Genomic DNA, 5,283 nt, shown 5'->3' with positions numbered 1-5,283 from the left:
GGAAGTTCAGCGGGCTGTTGAGGCAGGATTGTCGGATCTGGAGTCATCGTTATTTCTCCTAATGACGAATTTTAAAAGTAGATATTTCCCACAACTTGAGGAAATCAGCAATAGTGACCCCTGACGGTTGGTGGTAGCCGAGAAAAAGCAATACAAAGGCTAGTCACATATCATACAATCACTGCTTGAGACGCTCGGTGGCTTGAAAGTGTTATAAAAAGTTACATAATGTTATGTAAAATGTTAGAAAAAATTTGGTAACATTAGGAAAAATTACCCTAAATGTCACCTATGCAGCTTCAGGAAATCTTAAGATTTGCCGATGAGAATGTCTTTGCCAAGACAGGAAAACACTTGAATGACCTTCAAGAAACGATCCTGAGAGAAGTCCTCCAAGGTCGAAAATATGCCAAGGTAGCGAAAGAACGCGATCGCAGCGAGGGTTATATTAGGGTTGCGGCTACTGAATTATGGAAAATACTTTCAGATAGCTTCGGCGAAGAGGTGAGTAAAGGAAACGTTAGATCGATCCTGGAAAGGTCAAAGTTTAGTTACGCAACAGCTATTAGTCAAAATTATGCAATAGTTAATAATGTGAATATTTCTCAAGAAAAAGAGCGATCGCCCACATCTTCCCAACCCTCCCCAGACACCCCAACTGAACCCCAGATAAACTTAGATGATGCACCGGCTATTCTTACTTGCTACAGTCGCACCACCGAACTGAACACCCTAGAACATTGGATCGGACAAGATCGCTGCCGGATTGTGGAACTTTTGGGCATGAGTGGCATCGGTAAAACCACATTAACACTTCGTCTTATTGAGCAAATAAAAACTAATTTTGACTATATTATCTATCAAACCCTTTGCTTTTCTCCCACCCTAGAAACTACCCTCACCAACCTGCTAGAAAACTTCGGCAAACCCACAGAAATTCCCCAACAGATTGAAAGCAAAATTTCCCAACTACTCAAATATCTCCGCCAGCATCGATGCTTGATTATCCTGGATGACGTGCAAATGCTGTTTAGCCCAGGAAAATTGGCCGGGGAATATCAGCCCTCCCTGGAAAATTATCCGCTATTTTTTCAGCGAATTGCCGAAATAGAACACTCCAGTTGTTTCCTATTAATTACTGCTGAACAAATCCAAGACTTTACCCAGTTGAAAAAAGGCGATCGCTCAGTTCGCTCATTAGTATTAGGTGGTTTAGGCATTGCCGCCAAAGAAATATTAAAAGAATATGAATTATCCGATAAAGACCAGTGGGAAAGACTAATTAATCTCTACCAAGGTAATCCTCTTTGGTTAGAGATGACTGCGATGATGATTCAGGACTTATTTGCGGGTAATGTTGCTGATTTCCTAGAATATAAAAACTTGATTATTTGCGACGCTTTGAAAACAGCAATCCAGCGACAATGGCAGCGATTAACCCCACAAGAACAGGCGATTATGATTCAGTTTACAGCGGTTGATGCGCCAGTCAGTTTACCGCAACTTGGCCAAAAACTTAATTTACCGGATTCCGACTTATTAAATGGCGTGAAATCTCTAAGACGACGGTTATTTTTGGAGGATATCCAACGGGAAAAACAAAGATTATTTCAGCTAAACCCCGTTTATCAACAATATTTACACCATTCTCACCATTCTTCACCTGAATAGAACACCCATGTAGTGGCGCGATCTCGCTCGGAGGAAATTTCTGCTTTTAACTATGTACGGGCATGATCTTAACCGGAGAAAATTTCTGCTTTTAACCAAGAAATATCTGCGGTCAATATCACGCCCCTACATCTGAAAAACGCTAATCGATAATTTTAATCGATTTCCTCTGGGTTGATTCCCATTTCTCGTAACCGCTGGGCTAATTTTTCCGCCCGTTGGCGTTCATTGTCCGCCCGTTGGCGTTCCGTTTCAGCTTCTTGTTCCAGAGTTTTGATTTTCGCTTGTTCCTCCTTAATTAATTGCTCCACAACCGGCGGATTAAGCAATTCTTGCACCGATAAATCAAGCTGGTCAAACTGCTCCGAAACTATGGAGCTATCTTCGCTAAAATCAACCCAGCTATATCCTTCTTCATTGGTTGCATTTGCCAAGACTCTCACTCGTTTCTTTTGGGGGTCTACGATCCAATATTCGGGAATTTCTGCTATTTCATATTCATAACGTTTACTCACATAATCATCCCGGCGATTACTGCTGACAATTTCTACCACCAGAATCGGCTTTTCCGCAAAATCTAAAACTCCAGCACCGGGACGATCGCTAATTTGCTCCCAAAGACTTTGCGGGCAAACAATCGCATCAGGAATTCGGGATGAATTTTCCTCGGTTCTTACGCCCACAGTAGTTTTGGCTACCAAAGCTAAATTTTGGTCGGCAAAGTAGCGCTGTAATTTGTAAACTAAAAATTCGCAAATTTTGGCGTGATATAAAGTTGGTGCTGGCATCGGTATGAGTTTCCCCCTGAATAATTCATAAAGAACATCCGGTTCTCCCTCATACGCGAGGTATTCTTGGAAGGTTAAGAGATGTTCGGTTGACCCCTGTACTTGTGCTTGAGGTTGCTGAATCGCTACCTCGGTTACTCTTTCGACAGCTTGAGTCATAATTTTAGACCTCTCGTCGCGATTATTATTAAATTATTATTCGGCGCGATCGCCCCCAATAATCTTGTTAAATTAGTAGGAGGCGATCGCTGTTATTTAGTGAGTTTAATCGATAAGTTTAATCGATTTCCTCTGGATTGATTCCCATTTCTCGTAACCGCTGGGCTAATTTTTCCGCCCGTTGGCGTTCATTGTCCGCCCGTTGGCATTCAGTTTCCGCCCGTTGGCGTTCCGTTTCCGCCCGTTGGTGTTCGGTTTCCGCCCGTTGGCGTTCCGTTTCAGCTTCTTGTTCCAGAGTTTTGATTTTCGCTTGTTCCTCCTTAATTAATTGCTCAACAACCGGCGGATTAAGCAATTCTTGCACCGATAAATAAAACTGGTCAAACTGACCGGAAACTATGGATCTATCTTCGCTGAAATCAACCCCACTATATCCTTCTTCCTGAGTAGTGGCAAACACTCTCACTCGTTTTTTTTGGGGGTCTACAATCCAATATTCAGGAATTTCTGCTGCCTCGTATTCGTTACGTTTAATGATATAATCATCCCGGCGATTACTGCTGACAATTTCTACCACCAGAATCGGCTTTTCTGCAAAATCTAAAACCCCAGCACCGGGACGATCGCTAATTTGCTCCCAAAGACTTTGCTGGCAAACAATCGCATCAGGAATTCGGGATGAATTTTCCTCGGTTCTTACGCCCACAGTAGTTTTGGCTACCAAAGCTAAATTTTGGTCGGCAAAGTAGCGCTGTAATTTGTAAACTAAAAATTCGCAAATTTTCGCGTGATATAAAGTTGGTGCTGGCATCGGTATGAGTTTCCCCCTGAATAATTCATAAAGAACATCCGGTTCTCCCTCATACGCGAGGTATTCTTGGAAGGTTAAGAGATGTTCGGTTGACCCCTGTACTTGTGCTTGAGGTTGCTGAATAGCTACCTCGGTTACTCTTTCGACAGCTTGAGTCATAATGCTAGACCTCTCGTCGCGATCGCTTTATGTGAATATTTTAGCTAATTTCTTATGGAATCTCCGCAATCAGTCGTTATTTCTGAAATCTTTACCTATTAGATATCAGCTTCAATCCCTATTCTTGGCCATAGCATATTTTTTAGCGGGGAATATTGAATCAAAAAATCAGGTAAGCGATCGCCTACCTGATTAATCAATCAGAAATCGGGTTTATTTAATGGTTTTTCACACAAACGGGGCAATTAAGTAGGTAAACATAATTAATTGCACTTTTCGTTCCCCACCGTAAATCCTTGGATTCCCGCCTTCGCGGGAATGACAGTTTTTCTTCTGATATGGTCTGTGGTGCATTTATTTCTGCCCACCTACTTATGCGGAGACAATATAATTAGAATTCACCGCCGTCAAAACCCCAGAATTAACCAAAGCTTGATACACAATTGCCGCAACTTCAGCGCGAGTGGCGTCGCGATTAGGATTTAATTCGGCTTTGTTGGGATAATTAACCACTAAACCTTTGACCGTTGCCGTTGCTACCGCAGATTTCGCATAATCCGGGATAACATTGTTATCGCTATATTGGTTCAATGCTGAAATATCGTCCCCAGATAAACCCAGCCCATTCACCAAAGAAACCAACACTTGAACTCGTTGAATATTTTGATTGGGACGGAAACTATAGTCGGTAAAACCAGAAATAAATTCCGCTTTATAGGCTTTTTGAATCGCCGCATAACCCCAGAAATCTGGCGGCACATCCGGGAAGTTGATGCCTGCTCGTTTTTCCGGTGGGTTAATCGCTTTGGCAATTAAGGAAGCATATTGCGATCGCGTCATCAAGCCATCGGGGTTAAAGCTACCATCAGGCAAGCCGTTAATTAAACCATTATTGTACAGACCCATAATAAACGGTTCTGCCCAGTGACCATTGATATCGCTCAATGGGTGGGATACTACGCTGGTGGTTTTGACAATGTAGCTGGAGTTAATGACGCTGACTTCTCCTTGGGAAGCAAGGGCTTGGTAAACAATTGCCGCCACTTCAGCCCGGGTAATCTCCCGCATAGGATTAAGCTGGGTTAAGTTGGGATAATTGACGATGATTTGTTTTTCCGTGGCAGTAGCAATTTCATCGGTAGCATAGCCGGGAATTTGGGCGCGATCGCCATAGTATCCCAGGATATTCAAGTTACCGCCCACTAAACCCAAACCATTAATCAATGCCACCAATGCTTGAACGCGGGTTAACTTCTCGTTGGGTCGGAAAGTACCATCGGGGAAACCGGACAAAAAGCCCATACGATTGGCTTTCGCGATCGCATCTTTCGCCCAAAACGTCGCCGCCACATCCCGGAAATTTGTAGCTTCCCGGATATCGCTGCGGTTAAAAGCCTTAGCCAAAATAGCCGCATACTGAGCGCGAGTTAAGCTTTCATCAGGCTTAAATGTACTATCCGGGAAACCCGTAAGGATAGATTTTTCCACCATCCCCTGAATAAATGCCGATGCCCAGTGATTCGCAATATCCGTCAACGTAATCCCAGAAGGTTGCGGTAACGGTAGCGGTTGTTCTGGGGATGGAGTTGGGGATGGAGTTGGGGATGGAGTTGGTGTAGGTTCTAATGCCGAACCCTCATCATCCGTCAAATTATCAGGGGAAAGTTCTGGTAACGGTATCACCGCTTCTGGGGA

At 43.4% G+C, this 5,283-nt stretch carries 6 protein-coding genes; 3 read left to right on the top strand and 3 right to left on the bottom strand.

Going from position 1 to position 5,283, the window contains the following annotated elements; all coding sequences use genetic code 11:
• Nucleotides 1-282: 282 nt before the first annotated feature.
• Entirely contained in the window at nucleotides 283-1,671 is a 1,389-nt protein-coding gene (locus AM228_RS28390; protein ID WP_231636976.1) for an ATP-binding protein, read from the top strand.
• A 155-nt stretch (nucleotides 1,672-1,826) separates the two neighbouring features.
• Here the strand turns inward: AM228_RS28390 and AM228_RS28385 are convergent, their stop codons facing one another.
• Nucleotides 1,827-2,618, bottom strand: coding sequence for a Uma2 family endonuclease (locus tag AM228_RS28385; protein ID WP_072160967.1), 792 nt, complete (start codon nucleotides 2,616-2,618; stop codon nucleotides 1,827-1,829).
• Between AM228_RS28385 and AM228_RS33835 the strand changes: the two genes are divergently transcribed.
• Entirely contained in the window at nucleotides 2,610-2,759 is a 150-nt protein-coding gene (locus tag AM228_RS33835) for a hypothetical protein (RefSeq protein WP_156332137.1), read from the top strand. The genes AM228_RS28385 and AM228_RS33835 overlap by 9 nt on opposite strands.
• Here AM228_RS33835 and AM228_RS28380 read toward each other — a convergent pair.
• Nucleotides 2,737-3,588 (bottom strand): Uma2 family endonuclease, encoded by an 852-nt coding sequence (locus tag AM228_RS28380; protein ID WP_082349228.1) that lies wholly within the window; start codon nucleotides 3,586-3,588, stop codon nucleotides 2,737-2,739. The two genes, AM228_RS33835 and AM228_RS28380, sit on opposite strands and share 23 nt — an antisense overlap.
• 1 nt (nucleotide 3,589) lies before the next feature.
• Here AM228_RS28380 and AM228_RS33830 point away from each other — a divergent pair, with 1 nt between their 5' ends.
• The gene (locus AM228_RS33830) at nucleotides 3,590-3,784 is read left to right on the top strand and encodes a hypothetical protein (protein WP_156332136.1); all 195 of its coding nucleotides are present in this window, start codon (nucleotides 3,590-3,592) and stop codon (nucleotides 3,782-3,784) included.
• A 176-nt stretch (nucleotides 3,785-3,960) separates the two neighbouring features.
• Here the strand turns inward: AM228_RS33830 and AM228_RS28375 are convergent.
• The coding region (locus AM228_RS28375; RefSeq protein ID WP_197285448.1) for an S-layer homology domain-containing protein at nucleotides 3,961-5,283 on the bottom strand (1,323 nt) is incomplete at its 5' end.

It is taken from the genome of Planktothricoides sp. SR001, from assembly GCF_001276715.1.
Lineage (GTDB): Bacteria > Cyanobacteriota > Cyanobacteriia > Cyanobacteriales > Laspinemataceae > Planktothricoides > Planktothricoides raciborskii.
The sequence above is the reverse complement of the archived record's forward strand: the minus strand, read 5'-3'. Positions and strand labels throughout refer to the sequence as shown.

Bases quoted from the DNA above. Each gene is read 5' to 3' on its own strand.
- AM228_RS28385 (WP_072160967.1), bottom strand. From the start codon at position 2,618: ATGACTCAAGCTGTCGAAAGAGTAACCGAGGTAGCGATTCAGCAACCT.
- AM228_RS28380 (WP_082349228.1), bottom strand. From the start codon at position 3,588: ATGACTCAAGCTGTCGAAAGAGTAACCGAGGTAGCTATTCAGCAACCT.
- AM228_RS28390 (WP_231636976.1), top strand. From the start codon at position 283: ATGTCACCTATGCAGCTTCAGGAAATCTTAAGATTTGCCGATGAGAAT.
- AM228_RS33830 (WP_156332136.1), top strand. From the start codon at position 3,590: ATGCTAGACCTCTCGTCGCGATCGCTTTATGTGAATATTTTAGCTAAT.